Raw genomic sequence first — 15,989 nt, 5'->3', positions numbered from 1 at the left:
ACGGTGTTCCCTCGCGTGCAGGTGGAGCAGGCGCGGAGCTGTGCATGGGCGACGTCGCTCGACCGGGCCCGTGAGATGGTCCCCCCGAATCCGGCCGACGCGAGCCTGGCCGAGGCCGTCGACACGCTCCGCCGCCGCGGTATGACGGTGACCGACGCCCTCGCCCCGCACATCGGGGCGGCGGAGCTGGCGGCGGCCGACGTCTACGTGGTGCCGCACCTCGCGCGGCCGGGCGTCGAGCGGGTGACCGGCAACCTGCCCCCCGTCTACGGCACCGACGAGCTCGACGCGATCGAGCTGTACGTCCGCGAGGGCGGGGGGCTCGTGGTGCTCGCCGAATGCGACACCGCGACCTCCGGCAACAACCTGGACGAGTTGCTCGGCCGGTTCGGCGTGCACGTGGAGTCGGTGGTCGTCCAGGAGGCCGCGGGCGAGCGTCGGCACGGCGGCAACGCCACCTGGGTCCGTTCCGACATCGCTCCCGAGCTGGGCGGACAGGGCATCGCCGCCGCCGTCGACGGCACGTGCTTCTACCGCACCGGCGTCCTAGACCTGGGCGCCGCGCCCGATGCGACGATCCTGGCCCGCACCAGCGACACCGCCTCGCCCGCCGGCCGGCCCCTCGCCGCGGCACTGCAGGTGGACCGCGGGCGGGTCGTGGTCTTCGCGGACTCCGATCTCGTCGGCGACGACTCGATCGACGACCTCGACCAGCGCACCCTCTGGGCCAACGCCGTCACCTGGGCTGCGGGCGCGCACGAGGACCCCGCCGGCGACGCCGACTCCGGCACCGCGAACACTCCCGACTGGCTCGCTCTCAAGGCCGCGGTGGAGGACCTGCGCGGCCTGCAGGACGAGTCCGGCGCCGTTCCGAACCCCGCCGATCACTCCCGGGCCGGCGACCTGGTCGACGAGATCGTGACGCGGATCGCCGCGCTGGCCCCCCGCTTCCCGCATGACGCCGAGTACCTCGCCGCGCTGCCCTTCGATTTCCGACGGTGGATCGAGGGCGGTTTCGAGCGCCCCGAGTTCGACGAATCCCTCGCGGCCTTCCGGCCCGACCGGGAACGGGTCGACGGCACCGAGCACCTCGTCATCTTCCCCATGTACACGCAGAACGGCAACGCGGGCAAGGTCTTCGAGGCAGTGCTGCTGCGCGTCGCGTGGCCCGACTGGCTGGCCGAGACCGAGCGCGCCTTCGACAACCGGCAGTTCCTGGCGGTGACGTTCGAGGACTTCACGCCCGGCTACGACACCCACTCCGCGGTGCTCTTCCCCGAGACCGTGACCGTCGCGCAGACCCCGGAGTTCCACTGGGGCGCCATCTTCTGCGACCGCGAGGCCGCCCGCTTCCGGAGGGTCACGAGCGCGGCCGCCGAGATCCTCTCGCTGCGCCTCCCGCCCGACGGCGAACGGCTCGTCGCCTCACAGTCCCTCGCCCAGTCGACGTTCGCACTGTGGGACCTGATTCACGATCGCACACACAGCCGGGGCGACCTGCCCTTCGATCCCTTCATGATCAAGCAGCGGATGCCGTACTGGCAGTACTCCCTCGAGGAGCTGCGCTGCGATCTGACCACCTTCCGCGAGGCCTACCGCCTCCAGCAGGAGGGCCACCCGTACGGACTGCCGGTACAGCTGGCGATCCTCTGCGACCGCCTCTTCCGCTTCCCCATCACAGGCGACCGCGTGCGCAACTACGACGGCCTCGGCGGACAGCTGCTCTTCGCGTACCTGCACCGACACGGTGCGCTGCGCTGGCGCGACAACCGCCTCTCCTTCGACTGGAAGGCGCTGCCGCTCCAGGTGATCCGGCTCACCGAGGAGATCGAGGAGCTCTACCGCACCGGCATCGACCGCTCCAAGGTGGGCCAGTGGCTCGCGAGCTACGAATTCGTCTCCGGCTACGTCGCGCCCGGGCCCGGGTCGACCTGGGCGAAGGGCCCGTCGGCCCTGCCACTCGACGGTCCGCCGAAGGCCCTGGTGGATCTCGTCCTCGCCGACGAGTTCCCCCTCAACATGTTCTACGAGGCGCTGCGGCGCAAGATGGGTCCCGTGATCGAGAGCGCGAAGGGCATCACGGCGGCCACAACGACGGAGGTACCGGCATGAGCGGAGTGGCGGGGCGCACCGTCGTAGTGACGGGCGCGAACGGGGCACTGGGGCAGGAGGTGGTTCGGCGACTGGTCGCCGCCGGGGCGAAGGCCGCGGTGATCACGCGCGGCGCGCCCGCGGAGGAGATCGCGAACCTCGAGGGCGTCAGCGCCTACCGCGCGGACCTGTCCGACCGGGCGGCCACAGCCACGGCCGTCGAGCGCATCGTCGCTGAGCACGAGGGCGCCGACGGCCTTCTGCACCTGGTGGGCGGCTGGCGCGGCGGCACGCCGATCGACGAGGCCGACCCCGCTGACTGGGACTTCCTCGAGACAGGCCTGATCCGCAGTCTGCAGAACGTCTCGCAGCCCCTGTTCCCGGCACTCGCCGCAAGCGAAGACGCTCGGGTCGCGGTGATCTCCTCGGTCTCCGTGGCGAAGCCGACCGCAAAGAACGCGATGTACGCCTCCGCCAAGGCGGCCGCCGAGGCGTGGACACTCGCGCTCGCCGACGGCTTCGCCGGCACCGGTGCGGCCGCGACGGTCCTGCGAGTGCTGGCGCTACTCACGCCGCAGATGAAGGCCGACGCCCATCGGTGACGTGGCCGACCGTCTCGTCGCGCTGTGGGACGCGCCCGCGGCCGAGCTCAACGGCACCGTCGACACCCTGGTACCGGAGGTGACCGCATGACTCGCCTGCACGATCCCGCCAAGCGCGGATTCGCGAGCGACAACTATGCCGGCGTACTACCGGAGGTGCTGGAGGCGATCGCCGAGGCCAACCTCGGGCACCAGGGCGCCTACGGCGCCGACGACTACACCGCGGCGCTCGGGGAGCGGATCGTCGAGATCTTCGGCGACGGGGCGCGGGCCTTCCCCGTCTTCAATGGCACCGGCGCCAACGTCGTCGCCCTGTCGGCCGTCTCCGACCGCTGGTCCGCGGTGGTCTGCGCCGATACCGGCCACATCCACGTCGACGAGGGCGGCGCCCCGGAGAAGCTCGCCGGGCTCAAGCTCTTCGTCGTGCCCACCATCGAGGGCAAGCTGACCCCCGAGGCGATCACCGCCGCCGTACCCGACCGCGCGGGCGACGTGCACTGGGCGCAGCCGCGCGTGCTCTCCGTGGCGCAGTCCACCGAACTCGGAACCGTCTACACCCCGGACGAGCTGCGGTCCCTGGCCGCGTACGCCCACGAACGCGGCTGGCTGCTGCACATCGACGGCTCGCGCCTCGCCAACGCCGCGGCGAGCCTCGGCACGGACCTACGCGCGATCACCACCGACGTCGGCGCCGACATCGTGAGCGTCGGCGGAACCAAGAGCGGCCTGCTCGGCGCGGAGCTAGTGGTCGTGCTCGACGCGGCCACCGCGCCCGGGATCGAGTACGTGCGCAAGCTGTCGATGCAGCTCGCCTCGAAGCAGCGCTTCCTGGCCGCGCAGTTCCTCGCCCTCTTCTCGGGCGACCGGTACCTGCGCGTCGCCGGGCACGCGAACGCGATGGCGCGGCTCCTCGCCGACCTGACCGGCGGGATCGACGGGGTGACGATCACCCAGCCGGTGCAATCCAACGCCGTCTTCGCCGAGCTCCCGCACGCCGCCGCCGAGGCGCTCATGGAGCGGGTGCCGTTCTACTTCTGGGACGAGATCCGCGGCGAGGTCCGCTGGATGTGCGCGTGGGACACCACGGCGGACGACGTCCGCGGCTTCGCCGCCCTCGTCGCCGAGGAGCTCAGCCGAACCGCGGGAATTTGATGTAGGCCAGGCCCATGAGGTCGATCGAGAGGTAGCCGAGGATCGCCGCGGCGACGCCGCCGCCCACCACGAGGGCGGCCCGCCAGGCGTCGCGGCGCGGCGCCTCGGTGAGCCACCAACCGATCCCCAGGAAGGTGACGATCGGACCGAACAGCGCGACGGGCAGCGCGGCGAAACCCGTGTCGCCGACGATACGCACCAAGCGCGCGGTGCCGCCCAGCACGACCGAGACCGCGATGGTGACGCACAGCATCCGCGTCCAACGGGGCCCGCGCGCAAGGAGCCGGTAGCCGAGCACCGACCCGATCGCGCCGGCGAGCGCGACGAGCAGCGTCATCGCCGCATCCTCCGCACGGTCGCCCGCCCCGCCGCGATCCCCAGAGCTGCGACGACGGGGGCCGCGAAGAGGAAGCGCACCCCTGCCGACGGGGGCATGGCGAGCAGGGAAACCAGGCCGTAGACGCCCACCGAGCCGAAGCCCGCCAGAACCCCGAAGACGAGGAAGGCGAACCAGCGGTCGCCGATCACGTCGCGGAGAGCGAATAGCAACCCGGTCAGGAGCGAGAGCACCGCGAGTCCCGCGATCCGGACGTCGAACTCCAGCGCTCGCCACGTGGGCGCGGACGAGAGCCGACTCGCGGCCACGGCGGCGAGAGCGCCGCCGAGCGCGACGCACGCCAGAGTGCGGCGGTCGGTGGGCAGCCGTACACCGTCGGGCACCGTCGGAGGGGGAGGGATCTCCTGCACTCCGACGACGATACGTCCCGTCAGTACGCGCCGTCGGACGCGAGCACCGTCCGCACGGTCCGCGCGATGATGCCGACGTCCCGCCCTAGCGACCAGTTCTCGACGTAGCCCACATCCAGCCGGATCGACTCGTCCCAACTGAGATTCGACCGGCCGCTGACCTGCCAAGCACCGGTGACGCCGGGCTTGACCAGCATCCGGCGCAGCATGGCCGGCGGGTACTGCTCGACTTCGTGTGCGAGCGCCGGGCGCGGTCCGACCACGGACATCGACCCGCCGAGCACGTTGAAGAACTGCGGCAGCTCGTCGAGGCTGTACCGGCGGATGAACCGGCCCACCCTGGTGACACGCGGATCGTCCTTGACCTTGAACAGCGGGCCGGCGCCCATGTTCTCGTCCGCCAAGACGTCGCGCCGGACATCAGCATCGACGTACATGCTGCGGAACTTGATCATGTCGAACAACTCTCCGCCCGCGCCGACGCGCTGGGCGCGGTAGAGGACGGGACCACGACTGTCCGCCTTGACCGCGGCGGCGATCACGAGCATCACGGGCGCCGCGGCGAGGACACCGGCGCCGGCGACCGTGAGGTCGAGGAGGCGCTTGCCGAGGCCGTAGGAGCGCGTGGGCTGCGGCGCGACGACGTACGTCATCGGGGTACGCCCGACGGAGCCGCTCACGAGGCGGGCACGCGCGACATCCGGCAGGCCTGCCGTGACCACCAGTTCGACGCCCTCCGCGGCGAGCTGCCACATCAGCTCGCGGATGTCATCGGGTCCGAGCGAGTCCGTGGCGGTGAGCACCACCATCGCCGCGCCGGTCTCGCGCACCGACTCGATCACCGTGCGGTCGGTACCCACGACGGGGATCCGCCTGCCGGAGAGCTCGATCGCGTCGACCACGACGGCATCGTTCGCGGGGAGGCACACGCCCACGACCTCCACGCCCGCGGTGTCCGCCTGGAGCAGGCTCCGAGCCGACGCGGTAGCCGAGGCGAAACCGCCGACCACCAGGGTAGGCACCGGCGCCACGGCGGCCGCGCGGCCCCGGAATCGGACGCGAACGAGGAGCGCGCCGGCCAGGGCGACGGGTGCCGAGGCGATGAACAGCGCGTGCGGAAGCATCTGGGGGAAGAGCAACTCGACGAGAATCAGCGGGCCATAGACGAGCTGGGCGGTGACGAGCACGCGACGCAGTTCGGGCGAACCCAGCTGGAGGAGGGGTACGACCATCGGCCGGGAGCGCCAGAGACGGAGGAACCAGAACAGGTTCACTCCGATCACGAGGGCCGCCAATTCGGGAACGCTGTCGCCCTCGGCGTAGCCGACGACACATCCCGCCACCGAGGCGACGGTCGCCACGACGGCGTCCGCAACGACGATCCGGCGGGCGAGACGGTTCCGGTGCGCCCCAGCGACGGCGCGCGCCGGCAGCCGCTGGCGGGCGACCTCGAGGGCCGGCGCCTCGCCGGCGGGAGTCCGGACGGGCTCAGCCGCGATCACGGTGACGGGCAAGGGCTCCGCCGGGGCGACAGAGGTCGCTGCCCAGGTGTCGATCGACATATCCCGCTCCTCACATCCATTCACCGCGACGGACGCGGACTGCGACGTTTCGCCCGGATCAGAATCGCCAATCTACATATTGCAGTTGCGAATTCTCAATCTGGTGAGCCTCGTCTCATGCATCTCGCCCCTCAGGCGCTTCGCTGCACCTCGGAGCCGTGACGACGCCTAGGGCCATCCCTCGAGACCGTCGCGGAGCGTAGCGCGTGAAACACCGTTCATACAGTTCACAGGCCTTACTCTCACCGTCCGATCTCGATCCGACTCGCAAACACTCCCTCACTTCCGAGAGCCTCGCGCGGCGGACGCGAGCGACTGTCGGTTGCTACCGTAGACGGTCGACATTGCAATCGCAAGCTGTATTGACCGTTTGCAACCAGAAAAGATGTGAGCGCTATGCTCAATCACCGAAGCGCCCCCGAGAGTTACGGAAGTCATCATGAAATGCCGACTGTGCGGGTCGTCACAGCTGCGGAGCGTGGTCGACCTCGGTGCCACACCACCTTGTGAAATGTTCCTCACGACAGCGGAACTGGACGGGCCCGAGCCCACCTACCCCCTGCACCTCCGGATCTGCGAGGAGTGCCTGCTCCTCCAGATCCCCGCGCTGATCCTCCCCGAGGAAACCTTCTCGGAGTACGCGTACTTCTCCTCGTTCTCGGCGAGTTGGGTCGACCACGCACGCCGCTTCGTCGACGACTCGATCCGCCGCCTCGAACTGGACGATAACGGCCTCATCGTCGAGGTCGCGAGCAACGACGGATACCTGTTGCAGCACGCGGTCGCTGCCGGCGTGCCCTGCCTCGGCATCGAGCCCTCGGTCAACGTCGGGCAGGCCGCCCGCGACAAGGGCGTCCCGACGGTGACCGCCTTCCTCGGCCCGGAGACCGCCGCGCAGGTCCGCGCCGAGCACGGTCCCGCCGATCTGGTGGTCGCGAACAACGTCTACGCGCACATCCCCGACCTGCTGGGTTTCACCCAGGGCCTGCGTGGCCTGCTCGCGGACGACGGCTGGCTGAGCATCGAGGTGCATCACGCGCTCGCGCTCGTCGCCGAGGGCCAGTTCGACACGATCTACCACGAGCACTTCCAGTACTACACGGTCCTGACCGCCCAGCGCGCGCTCGCGACGGCTGGCCTCACGGTGGTCGACGTCGAGACCATCTCCACCCACGGCGGCTCCATCCGCGTCTGGGCGCGGCCCGACGGGGTCGCGCAGGCACCGTCGGACCGGGTCCGCGAGGTGCTGCGAATCGAGGAGGAGGCTGGACTGCACACGATCGCCGGCTACACCGGCATGCAGGCGCAGGCCGACCGCGCCCGCCAGGACCTGCTCCGCTTCCTGCTCGACTGCCGCGCCGCCGGCAGGCGGGTGGCCGGCTACGGCGCCCCCGGCAAGGGCAACACGCTGCTCAACTACTGCGGCATCCGGCCCGACCTACTCGAATACACGGTGGACCGCAACCCCTACAAGCACGGCCGGTTCACCCCCGGCACGCGCATCCCCATCCACGAGCCCGAGCGGCTTGACGCCGACCGGCCGGACGTGGTCGTCGTGTTGCCGTGGAACCTCGAGACCGAGATCACCGAGCAGCTGCGCCCTCTGATCGACCAGGGCACCGAGGTGGTCTACCCCATGCCCCAGTTGCACGCCGCGCGGCCGGTCGCCGTCACCACGGAGGTCTGAGCGATGAAGGTTGTCCTGTTCTGCGGCGGCTACGGCATGCGCATGCGCAACACTGCAGACGATATGGTGCCCAAGCCCATGCAGCTCGTGGGCCCACGGCCACTGATCTGGCACGTGATGCGGTACTACGCCCACTTCGGCCACACCGAGTTCGTGCTGTGCCTGGGCTACGGCGCGCAGCACATCAAGAACTACTTCCTCAACTACCGTGAGACCGAGTCGAACGACTTCGTGATCCGCGGCGGCGAGGTGGAGCTGCTCGGCGCCGACATGCGGGACTGGACGATCACCTTCGTCGACACCGGCCTGGAATCGGCCATCGGCGAACGCCTCCGGCGAGCACGGCCCTACCTGGACGGTGACGAGTACTTCCTCGCCAACTACGCCGACGTGCTCAGCGACGCCCCGATGAACACCATCATCGACCAGGTCAGGGCGACCGGCTCCGCCGCGTCGATGCTGCTCGTGCCGCCCCAGTCCTCGTTCCATTGCGTGGACGTCGATGGCGACGACAAGGTCACCGGCATCACCCCGGTCTCCGAGTTCCCGATCTGGGAGAACGGCGGCTACTTCGTGCTGACCCAGGAGGTCTTCGACCACCTGCCGCCCGGCGGCGACCTGGTGGCGGACTCGTGTACCGCGCTGGCCAAGGAGGGGAAGCTCTTGGGCTACAAGCACCGCGGCTTCTGGAAGCCCGCCGACACGTTCAAGGAACGGGCCGATCTGGACGCCGGTTACGCCCGCGGCGACCGCCCCTGGATGGTGTGGAAGGACCAGGTCGGATGATCGGTCTCTCCGCCGGACGGATCTCGGAGATCGCGGTCCTCGGCGCGCACTGCGACGACATCGCGATCGGCATGGGCGGTACCCTGCTCCAGTTGGCGGAGGCCAATCCCGGTCTGCGCGTAAGGGTCTTCGTGGCCAGCGGGGCGGGCACCCCACGGGAGGCGGAGGAACGGGCGGCACTCGCCGCCTTCGCGCCCGAGGCGGAACTGCACATCACCGTGCAGGACGTGCCCGACGGGCGCGCGCCCGCGCACTGGCAGCGCGAGAAATCCCTACTGGCGCAGTTCAAACGATCGGCGTCGCCCGACATCGTCTTCGCGCCCCACCGGGGCGACGCGCACCAGGACCACCGCCAGCTCGCGGAGCTGGTGCCCCAGGAGTTCCGGGACCACCTGATCCTCGGCTACGAGATCCTCAAGTGGGAGACCGATACCCCGCGGCCCACCGTCTTCAACCCGCTCTCAGCGTACGCCGCGATGGCGAAGGCGCGGCTGCTCACGGAGCACTATCCCTCGCAGGTCTCCCACGACTGGTTCGACGATGAGTCCTTCCTCGGCCTGGCGCGCCTGCGCGGCATCCAATGTCGCGCGACCTACGCCGAGGGTTTCATGCTGGAAAAAGCGATCGTAGAACTCGGAGGCAATCGATGAAGGTCCTGCTCACGGGCAGCCAGGGATACCTGGGAACGGTGATGGCACCGATCCTGCGCGCGGAGGGCCACGAGGTCACCGGCCTCGACTCCGGGCTCTTCGCCGACCGCGTCCTCGGGCCCGCGGTGGCTGACCCGCTCACGATCACCACCGACCTGCGCGACGTGACCGTCGACGAGTTGCAGGGTTTCGATGCGGTGATCCACCTCGCGGCCCTCTCCAACGATCCCCTGGGCTCGCTGGCACCCGAGATCACCTACGACATCAATCACGCCGCGTCGAGCCGGCTCGCGCGGCTGGCCAAGGACGCGGGAGTGTCCCGGTTCCTCTACGCCTCCACGTGTTCCGTGTACGGCGCCGCGGGCGACGGCCTCGTCGACGAGGAGGCCCCGCTCAACCCGATCACGCCGTACGCGATCAGCAAGGTGCGGGTCGAGGACGACGCCGCGGCCCTGGCGGACGCCGACTTCACCCCCGTCTTCCTGCGCAACGCCACGGCCTTCGGCTTCTCGCCGCGGCTGCGCGCCGACATCGTGCTGAACAACCTGATGGGCTACGCGGTGCTCACCGGCGAGGTGCTGGTGCTCTCCGACGGGACGCCGTGGCGCCCGCTGGTGCACGCGCAGGACATCGCCCGCGCCTTCGCCACGTGCCTCACCGCGCCGAAGGAGACGATCTCGGCGCGCGCCTACAACATCGGGACCGAGCGCAACAACGTGACCGTCTCCGAGATCGCGCAGGCCGTGGTCGACGTGGTGCCCGCAGCCACGGTCCGGATCACCGGCGAGGCCGGCAACGACCCCCGCTCGTACCGCGTCGACTTCTCCCGTGCCCGCGACGAACTCGGCTTCGAGGCGCAGTGGGCGGTGGCGGACGGCGCAGCCGAGCTGCACAAGGCCTACACCGAGTACGGGCTCACCGAGCGCGCCTTCCACGACGACTTCACCCGGCTCGCCGTCCTCAAGGACCTGCAGTCCGGGGGCGCGATCGACGCGTCGATGCGCCGGCGATGACCGGCTCAGCCCAGGCGCGCACGCAGGTCGGCCCACGTGCCCGCCGCGCGGTCCCGCGGCGAGACGATCGACGCGGCCAGCGGCCACTGCAGCGCCAGCTCCGGATCGGCGTGGTGCACCGCGAGATCCTCGGAGAGGTCGTGCGGCCGGTCGATCCGGTAGCAGACGTCAGCCACATCGGTCAGCGCCTGGAAGCCGTGCAGGAAGCCCGGCGGCACGTACAACGTGCGGAAGGCCTCGTCGTCCAGACGGAAAGCCTGGCTCCGGCCGAAGGTGGGCGAATACGGTCGCGCGTCCACCAGGACGTCGTGCACTGCGCCGTGCGCGCAGCGCACCAGCTTGGCCTCCCCGCGGCCGGATCGGCCGTGCATTCCGCGGATCACGCCCCGCACGGAGCGGGACTGCGAATCCTGCACGAATCGCGCTGCGGCGCCGGGCTCCCCGAGGTACTCGTCGAAGATCTCCGCATCGAAGGTGCGGGTGAACAGCCCCCGGTCGTCGGCGTGCGGAGTGGGAACCAGCAGCAGGACGTCGGCCAGGTCGGTCTGCTCGATGCGCATGAGGACATGCTGCCATGAGACACGCCCGCGCGTGCCGCGCCTGCGGCTCGCTCAAGCTCACCCGGGTGCTGGACCTGGGCCGCGTCCCCGCGGCGGACCACTTTCCGCCCGCCGGATCCCCGGTGGACCCCGGCGAATCCGCCCACCCGCTCGCGATGGACTTGTGCGCGGCGTGCGGCCTCGCGCAGCTCGCCGATGACGACACCGTGACGGACGAGCCGCGCGGCGTGGAGCCGCGCGCCCTGCGCGAGCAGGCCGCCGACGCGGTGGCGAGGGTCGCCGACGCCGGCCTCCTCCCCGGTTCGACGGTGCGCGAGTTCGGCAGCCCGCACGGCGGCACCTGGGTACCGCTGCTCGCGGACCGCGGTTTCCACGAGACCGACGGCCCTGCCGACGTCGTGCTCGACAGCTTCGGGATCATGCACGAGCCCGACCAGCGGGCCGCCTTCGCCGCGCGCGCCTCGGCCGTCGCGCCCGGCGGAGTGCTGCTCCTGCAGTACCAGCCGCTCGGCGGCATCGTCGACCAGCAGCAATGGACCGCCCTGCGGCACGGGCACTTCGGCTACTACACGCTGACGGCTCTCCTTCGGCTGCTCGCCGCCGCAGGCCTCGAGCCGGCGCGCGCCTTCGAATTCGACCTCTACGGCGGCACCGTCCTCCTCGCGGTGCGGCACTGCGGCGCGGTCGACGTCGTGCCCGGCGCGGGCGCCGCGGACCCCGTCATCCGCCGGATCCTCGCCACCGAGGCCGATGCCGGCCTCGACACCCCCGCGGGCCTGCGCACCCTCAGCGCCGCGCCCGCCGACCAGGCTCGCGCGCTGCGGGAGTGGGCGCAGGGGCACGCCGCCGCCGGCCGCACCGTCGCGGCGTACGGCGCCGCCTCGCGTGCCGTGGCTCTGTTCGCGCTCGCGGGGCTCGACGCGACCCTCGTGACCTGCGTGGCCGACGCGTCACCGTCGAAGCAGGGACGCCGCATGCCCGGCACCGACATCCCGATCGTCGCGCCCGAACACCTGACCGCCCTCGACGGCCCAGTCCTGCTGACCCTGCCCGACCTGCATGACGAGGTGCTCGAGGCTTGGCCGACACTCCGCGGAAGACTGGTGAACCAACCATGACCGACCCCGGATTCGCCCGGTCCCGCGCGCTGCAGGACCGCCTGCACCGGCTGGTGCCCGGCGGCGCGCACACCTACGCCCGCGGTGCCGACCAGTACCCCGAATTCATGCCGCCTGTGCTCACCCGCGGCCGCGGCGCGCGGGTGTGGGACGCGGACGGCAACGAATACGTCGAATACGGAATGGGATTGCGCGCCGTGACCCTGGGGCACGCGTACCCGCCCGTTGTGGACGCCGTGCGCGCCTGCCTCACCGACGGCCTCAGTTTCAGCCGGCCCACGACGACCGAGCTCGACGCCGCCGAGGACTTCCTCGAGCTGGTGCCCACCGCGGACATGGTGAAATTCGGCAAGAACGGCTCCGACGCCACCACGGCGGCGCTGCGCCTCGCCCGCGCCGCCACCGGCCGCGATCTCGTGGCAGTGTGCGAGCAGCCCTTCTTCTCGGTCGACGACTGGTTCATCGGCGCCACCGACATGGCAGCCGGGATCCCCTCCGGGATCAGCGATCTCACGGTCCGCTTCGGCTACAACGATGCCGACTCGCTGCGGGCCCGGTTCGCCGAGCACCCCGGCCGCATCGCCGCCGTCTTCCTCGAGGCGGCCACCTCGCTCGCCGAGCCGGAGCCCGGTTTCCTCGAAACCGTCCGCGCCCTGTGCGACGAGCACGGCGCACTGCTGGTCTTCGACGAGATGATCACCGGCTTCCGCTGGTCGCCGCACGGCGCGCAGTCCGTGTACGGCGTGACACCCGACCTCTCCTGCTGGGGCAAGGCCATGGGCAACGGCTTCCCGATCTCCGCGCTCGCGGGCAAGCGCGAGTTCATGGAGCTGGGCGGCCTGAACACGGACGCCGAGCGCGTCTTTCTCCTCTCCACCACGCACGGCCCGGAGTCGGTCTCGCTCACCGCGTTCCGGGCGGTGGCCCGGGCTTACCGGGAGGGCGACCCGGTAGGGGCGATGGAGCGGGCCGGGCGCCGTCTGGCCGACGGCGTGAACGCCGCCGTCGAGGCCGCGGGAGTCGGCGATGCGGTGCGCGCCGTCGGCAGGCCCTCGTGCCTCGTGTTCACCACCCGCGACGCCGACGGTGCACCATCGCAGGCGTACCGCACGCTGTTCCTACAGGAGCTGCTGCGGCACGGCGTACTCGGGCAGTCCTTCGTGATCTCCGCCGCGCACACCGACGCCGACGTCAATCACACCGTCGACGCCGTCGGGCAGGCACTCGCGCCCTATCGGAAGGCGTTGGAGGCGGGCACCGTCGACGGACTGCTGGAGGGCCGGCCCGTGGCCCCCGCTCTGCGCGCGACCGCCGCGCCGCGGCGACTGCTCGGATAGGACGTCGCAGCGAAGCCGTCACTCACGCAGCAGCGTGAACATCCGCGCGTCACCGGTCCCGCGGACAGGAGGTGCCCACCCTTCGTCGACGAACCCCTCCCCGACCAGAGCGGCGCCCAACGGGTGCCCGTCAGGGATCGTGACACCGACTCGCCGCAGCTCAGGAACTCGGTCGAGCAGGCACGCCCCGACCCGCGCGACCGGAAGCGCGGCATGGGAACCGTCGGGCATCGCTCCCCGCGGGCTGAAGTGCAGCTCAGCGCTGGCCGTCCCTCGGTCGATCCTGCAGAGGAAGGCCACCGGGACGCTCGCCGCCGGTACGGCTGTGAGCCCCACGAGAACGCCGTCCGCCCAGGCGCGCGCGGCTTGCGCGCCTGTCATCCCGAGGCCCCTGGCCATCGCGTCGGTGCCGGCCCGATCGGCGATGCGCACGGTCCCCGCGCCATCGCCCGCATCGATCCGACCTCCGGGTGCGAATGGCGGTGCGATCTCGGTGCGCCGCACCGCAGTGCGCACCTCGCGCATCCCGAGCCGCACGGCGGCGGCGGCCAGCCGGAGGACGTCGTCGAGTCGCAGTCGAGTCACCCCGATAGTGTAGATGTGTGACTGCAAAGACGCGCGTGCTCGTGGTCGGTCCGGCCCCGCCCGGTCCGACGAGCCGCGGCGGCATGGCCACGGTGATCGGACACATGGCCGCGACCACGGACCCCCGCGTCGAAATTCGCCTCGTGACGACCTACATCGATGCTCCGGCCGCGCAGCGGATCCGCACGGGCCTCGCTGGTATGGCGCGGGGCACCCTCGCCGTGGCTCGCCGTGAGGTGGATGTCGTGCACGTGCACCTATCACACGGCGGCAGTGTGGCGCGCAAGTCGCCGCTGCTCTGGGCGGCACGATTGCGCGGCATACCTGCAGTGGTGCACGGGCACAGCTTCGACTTCGGCGGATGGATGGCACGGCTGCCCGCCCCCGCGCGGTCGCTGGTGCGGGCGGCCCTCCCCGCAGACCGTTGGCTGGTGCTGGGAGCGGGGCTCGCCGTCGAATACACCCACGCACTGCGGCTGGACCCGGCGCGGGTGGAAGTGCTCTACAACCCGGTACCCGCCACGGTGCGCGCCGTGCCGTTCCCCGCGCGCGACGATGCCCGGGTGGCGGCGGTGGCGCTCGGCCGGCTCGGCGTACGCAAGGGGAGCTACGATCTGATCTCCGCGGTCGCGGCCCTGCCCGCGGACGTGCGAGACCGGCTGCACGTCACGGTGGCCGGCGACGGTGAAGTCGCCGAGGTCCGGGCAGCGGCGGCTGCGCTCGGCGGGACGATCACCGTGCACGACTGGCTGGCCCCGGCCGAACGCGACGCACTACTCGCCAGTGCGGAGATCTTCGCGCTGCCGAGCTACGACGAGGGCCTCCCCATGGCTCTGCTCGAGGCGATGGGTGCCGGGCTCGTGCCGCTCACCACGCCGGTCGGCGGCATCCCCGAGGCCGTCACCGACGGAGCCGACGGCCTGTTGGTGCCGCCCGGAGACGTACCCGCACTGACCGCGGCACTCACCCGCCTGGTCACGGACCCCGCTCTGCGCCACCGCCTGTCCGACGGTGCCCGCGCCCGCGCCGCCGACTTCGACATCGCGGCGTGGCACGCCCGGCTCACCGCGCTCTGGACGTCGCTCGCGCGGCGATGACACGCTCCAATTCCGCACCGAGGGCACTTGCGGAGACCTTCGCCGCACAGCTCCGCAAGTAGTGCTCGCGGGCCGCACGTCCGCGCCGATAGGCGGCTTCGGGGTCTGCGAGCGAATCGAAGGCCCGGACGAGCCCGTCCACGTCGTCGACGGCTATCGCGTGCTCGCCGGGCGGCTGGAATTCGGGAAGCGCCCCGGAGTCGGAGACGATCGGAACCACCCCGAGCTGCATCGCGAGGACCTGCACACCGCTCTGCGTCGCGCGCCGGTAATGGGCCACGGAGCCCTTCGCGCCGGCGAGCTCTGCCATCACGTCCGAGTACGAGTACGGCCCGCGGCGCCACCGGACCGCAGTACCGAGCTCCCGGTCCGGTCCATCGCCGATCAGAACCAACTCGTCGCCCCGCCACCTCGGCCCGGCGACGTGCCGCTCCCAGGCCGCGAGCGTGACGTCGAGATTCTTGTAGGCAGACAGCCTGCCGACGGCGAGGAAGTCACGGCGGTCCGCCGCCGGGACGAGGGCAGGCACAAGGGACTCATCGAGATCGCTGGTCAGGGGCGCGACGGCCGACGCGCCCACCGCGTCCGCGACGTACTCGCTGAACGCGACCGTCGACGCCGCCCCCGCATTCCACCGGCCGAACAGCGCGCGCTCCCAGCGGGGAAGCTCCTCGTCCGCCCCGTGCGGGCGGTCGTCGTGGACCATGTTCACCCGCGGCGCCGTGCCCGCCAGTGCGATCCAGCGCGGATCGCGCACGATCTCGGTGACCACCACATCGGGTCGGAAGCCGCGCGCCCGGCGCAGGGCCCGCGCAAACTCCGGCCAGGTTCCCGGCGTCTTGGGCCGGGGGTCCAGGACCCATTCGAAGGGGCGCGCCGCGTCGGATTCGGGATGTCGATCGGAGGTGACCAGCACGACCTCCCACCCCTCCGCGATCAATCGCTCGCAGTACACCCGCGCCAGCGGCCGCATCCACGGCGAGAGCCACAGCACCCGTCCCG

The 15,989-nt window shown here is 71.2% G+C and carries 16 protein-coding genes; 10 read left to right on the top strand and 6 right to left on the bottom strand.

Features of this window, described 5'->3' with window-relative positions:
* The first annotated feature begins 15 nt into the window (after positions 1-15).
* From HNP44_RS05615 to HNP44_RS05605, 3 genes are all read left to right on the top strand, one after another.
* On the top strand, positions 16-2,112 hold the full coding sequence (locus HNP44_RS05615) for a DUF6421 family protein (protein ID WP_259256840.1): 2,097 nt from the start codon (positions 16-18) through the stop codon (positions 2,110-2,112).
* Positions 2,109-2,693, top strand: a complete 585-nt coding sequence (locus tag HNP44_RS05610) for an SDR family NAD(P)-dependent oxidoreductase (RefSeq protein ID WP_259256839.1) — start codon at positions 2,109-2,111, stop codon at positions 2,691-2,693. The genes HNP44_RS05615 and HNP44_RS05610 overlap by 4 nt, the downstream gene beginning before the upstream one ends.
* An 87-nt stretch (positions 2,694-2,780) precedes the next feature.
* On the top strand, positions 2,781-3,845 hold the full coding sequence (locus tag HNP44_RS05605; protein ID WP_259142196.1) for a threonine aldolase family protein: 1,065 nt from the start codon (positions 2,781-2,783) through the stop codon (positions 3,843-3,845).
* On the opposite strand, the gene HNP44_RS05600 is transcribed toward HNP44_RS05605, so the two are convergent.
* Genes HNP44_RS05600 through HNP44_RS05590 form a run of 3 tightly spaced genes read right to left on the bottom strand, consistent with a single transcriptional unit; the run spans position 3,823 to position 6,154 of the window.
* On the bottom strand, positions 3,823-4,182 hold the full coding sequence (locus HNP44_RS05600; RefSeq protein ID WP_259142197.1) for a hypothetical protein: 360 nt from the start codon (positions 4,180-4,182) through the stop codon (positions 3,823-3,825). The genes HNP44_RS05605 and HNP44_RS05600 overlap by 23 nt on opposite strands.
* Positions 4,179-4,592 carry a hypothetical protein gene (locus HNP44_RS05595; RefSeq protein ID WP_259142198.1) on the bottom strand — a complete coding sequence of 138 codons (414 nt, stop codon included), beginning with the start codon at positions 4,590-4,592 and terminating at the stop codon, positions 4,179-4,181. Before HNP44_RS05595 ends, HNP44_RS05600 begins: the two co-directional genes overlap by 4 nt.
* 20 nt (positions 4,593-4,612) lie before the next feature.
* Entirely contained in the window at positions 4,613-6,154 is a 1,542-nt protein-coding gene (locus HNP44_RS05590) for a sugar transferase (RefSeq protein ID WP_259142199.1), read from the bottom strand.
* A gap of 439 nt (positions 6,155-6,593) precedes the next feature.
* Between HNP44_RS05590 and HNP44_RS05585 the strand changes: the two genes are divergently transcribed.
* The 4 genes from HNP44_RS05585 to HNP44_RS05570 are packed head-to-tail and all read left to right on the top strand — an operon-like array spanning position 6,594 to position 10,290.
* Positions 6,594-7,841 carry a class I SAM-dependent methyltransferase gene (locus HNP44_RS05585; protein ID WP_259142200.1) on the top strand — a complete coding sequence of 416 codons (1,248 nt, stop codon included), beginning with the start codon at positions 6,594-6,596 and terminating at the stop codon, positions 7,839-7,841.
* Between the two features lie 3 nt (positions 7,842-7,844).
* Positions 7,845-8,627, top strand: coding sequence for a glucose-1-phosphate cytidylyltransferase (locus HNP44_RS05580; RefSeq protein WP_259142201.1), 783 nt, complete (start codon positions 7,845-7,847; stop codon positions 8,625-8,627).
* Positions 8,624-9,277 carry a PIG-L deacetylase family protein gene (locus HNP44_RS05575; RefSeq protein ID WP_259142202.1) on the top strand — a complete coding sequence of 218 codons (654 nt, stop codon included), beginning with the start codon at positions 8,624-8,626 and terminating at the stop codon, positions 9,275-9,277. Before HNP44_RS05580 ends, HNP44_RS05575 begins: the two co-directional genes overlap by 4 nt.
* Positions 9,274-10,290 carry an NAD-dependent epimerase/dehydratase family protein gene (locus HNP44_RS05570; RefSeq protein WP_259142203.1) on the top strand — a complete coding sequence of 339 codons (1,017 nt, stop codon included), beginning with the start codon at positions 9,274-9,276 and terminating at the stop codon, positions 10,288-10,290. The genes HNP44_RS05575 and HNP44_RS05570 overlap by 4 nt, the downstream gene beginning before the upstream one ends.
* Positions 10,291-10,295: 5 nt before the next feature.
* On the opposite strand, the gene HNP44_RS05565 is transcribed toward HNP44_RS05570, so the two are convergent.
* A complete protein-coding gene (locus HNP44_RS05565; RefSeq protein WP_259142204.1) occupies positions 10,296-10,850 on the bottom strand; it encodes a dTDP-4-dehydrorhamnose 3,5-epimerase family protein in 555 nt (184 codons plus the stop codon).
* 14 nt (positions 10,851-10,864) lie between these two features.
* Between HNP44_RS05565 and HNP44_RS05560 the strand changes: the two genes are divergently transcribed.
* Both HNP44_RS05560 and HNP44_RS05555 read left to right on the top strand, forming a co-directional pair.
* Entirely contained in the window at positions 10,865-11,968 is a 1,104-nt protein-coding gene (locus HNP44_RS05560) for a class I SAM-dependent methyltransferase (protein WP_259142205.1), read from the top strand.
* Entirely contained in the window at positions 11,965-13,305 is a 1,341-nt protein-coding gene (locus tag HNP44_RS05555; RefSeq protein ID WP_259142206.1) for a glutamate-1-semialdehyde 2,1-aminomutase, read from the top strand. The genes HNP44_RS05560 and HNP44_RS05555 overlap by 4 nt, the downstream gene beginning before the upstream one ends.
* An 18-nt stretch (positions 13,306-13,323) precedes the next feature.
* Here the strand turns inward: HNP44_RS05555 and HNP44_RS05550 are convergent, their stop codons facing one another.
* Complete coding sequence (locus HNP44_RS05550; RefSeq protein WP_259142207.1) at positions 13,324-13,890, bottom strand: hypothetical protein; 567 nt, start codon at positions 13,888-13,890, stop codon at positions 13,324-13,326.
* Positions 13,891-13,907: 17 nt separating this feature from the next.
* Here HNP44_RS05550 and HNP44_RS05545 point away from each other — a divergent pair, with 17 nt between their 5' ends.
* Entirely contained in the window at positions 13,908-14,987 is a 1,080-nt protein-coding gene (locus HNP44_RS05545) for a glycosyltransferase family 4 protein (RefSeq protein WP_259142208.1), read from the top strand.
* Here HNP44_RS05545 and HNP44_RS05540 read toward each other — a convergent pair.
* Positions 14,953-15,981 (bottom strand): glycosyltransferase family 4 protein, encoded by a 1,029-nt coding sequence (locus HNP44_RS05540; protein WP_259142260.1) that lies wholly within the window; start codon positions 15,979-15,981, stop codon positions 14,953-14,955. The two genes, HNP44_RS05545 and HNP44_RS05540, sit on opposite strands and share 35 nt — an antisense overlap.
* Positions 15,982-15,989 lie beyond the last annotated feature (8 nt).

It is taken from the genome of Tsukamurella ocularis (assembly GCF_024807615.1).
In the GTDB taxonomy this organism is placed as follows: Bacteria; Actinomycetota; Actinomycetes; order Mycobacteriales; family Mycobacteriaceae; genus Tsukamurella; species Tsukamurella ocularis.
Note: the sequence above shows the minus strand (reverse complement) of the source record. Positions and strands in the feature narration are given on the sequence as shown.

Coding starts and splice junctions, on each gene's coding strand:
- HNP44_RS05610 (WP_259256839.1), top strand. CDS start 2,109: ATGAGCGGAGTGGCGGGGCGCACCGTCGTAGTGACGGGCGCGAACGGG.
- HNP44_RS05605 (WP_259142196.1), top strand. CDS start 2,781: ATGACTCGCCTGCACGATCCCGCCAAGCGCGGATTCGCGAGCGACAAC.
- HNP44_RS05600 (WP_259142197.1), bottom strand. CDS start 4,182: ATGACGCTGCTCGTCGCGCTCGCCGGCGCGATCGGGTCGGTGCTCGGC.
- HNP44_RS05590 (WP_259142199.1), bottom strand. CDS start 6,154: ATGTCGATCGACACCTGGGCAGCGACCTCTGTCGCCCCGGCGGAGCCC.
- HNP44_RS05585 (WP_259142200.1), top strand. CDS start 6,594: ATGAAATGCCGACTGTGCGGGTCGTCACAGCTGCGGAGCGTGGTCGAC.
- HNP44_RS05580 (WP_259142201.1), top strand. CDS start 7,845: ATGAAGGTTGTCCTGTTCTGCGGCGGCTACGGCATGCGCATGCGCAAC.
- HNP44_RS05575 (WP_259142202.1), top strand. CDS start 8,624: ATGATCGGTCTCTCCGCCGGACGGATCTCGGAGATCGCGGTCCTCGGC.
- HNP44_RS05570 (WP_259142203.1), top strand. CDS start 9,274: ATGAAGGTCCTGCTCACGGGCAGCCAGGGATACCTGGGAACGGTGATG.
- HNP44_RS05565 (WP_259142204.1), bottom strand. CDS start 10,850: ATGCGCATCGAGCAGACCGACCTGGCCGACGTCCTGCTGCTGGTTCCC.
- HNP44_RS05560 (WP_259142205.1), top strand. CDS start 10,865: ATGAGACACGCCCGCGCGTGCCGCGCCTGCGGCTCGCTCAAGCTCACC.
- HNP44_RS05555 (WP_259142206.1), top strand. CDS start 11,965: ATGACCGACCCCGGATTCGCCCGGTCCCGCGCGCTGCAGGACCGCCTG.